Below are 254 nucleotides of genomic sequence, written 5' to 3'. Positions count from 1 at the left end.
CCTGCATATAGACCGTACCCTAAACCGACACTGGTGGACTGGTAGAGAATACCAAGGCGCTTGAGAGAACTGCGTTGAAGGAACTCGGCAAAATGCACGCGTAACTTCGGAAGAAGCGTGACCCTCATATGGGCAACCATGTGGGGGTGGCACAGACCAGGGGGTAGCGACTGTTTACCAAAAACACAGGGCTCTGCGAAGTCGCAAGACGACGTATAGGGTCTGACGCCTGCCCGGTGCTGGAAGGTTAAGAG

At 54.7% G+C, this 254-nt stretch carries 1 rRNA gene; it reads left to right on the top strand.

The window, feature by feature from the left end:
* Nucleotides 1–254: ribosomal RNA gene (locus SB719_RS21395) — 23S ribosomal RNA — on the top strand; the annotation flags it as partial.

Source organism: Pantoea sp. SIMBA_079 (genome assembly GCF_046940275.1).
Classification (GTDB): domain Bacteria; phylum Pseudomonadota; class Gammaproteobacteria; order Enterobacterales; family Enterobacteriaceae; genus Pantoea; species Pantoea borealis.
The sequence above is the reverse complement of the archived record's forward strand: the minus strand, read 5'-3'. Positions and strand labels throughout refer to the sequence as shown.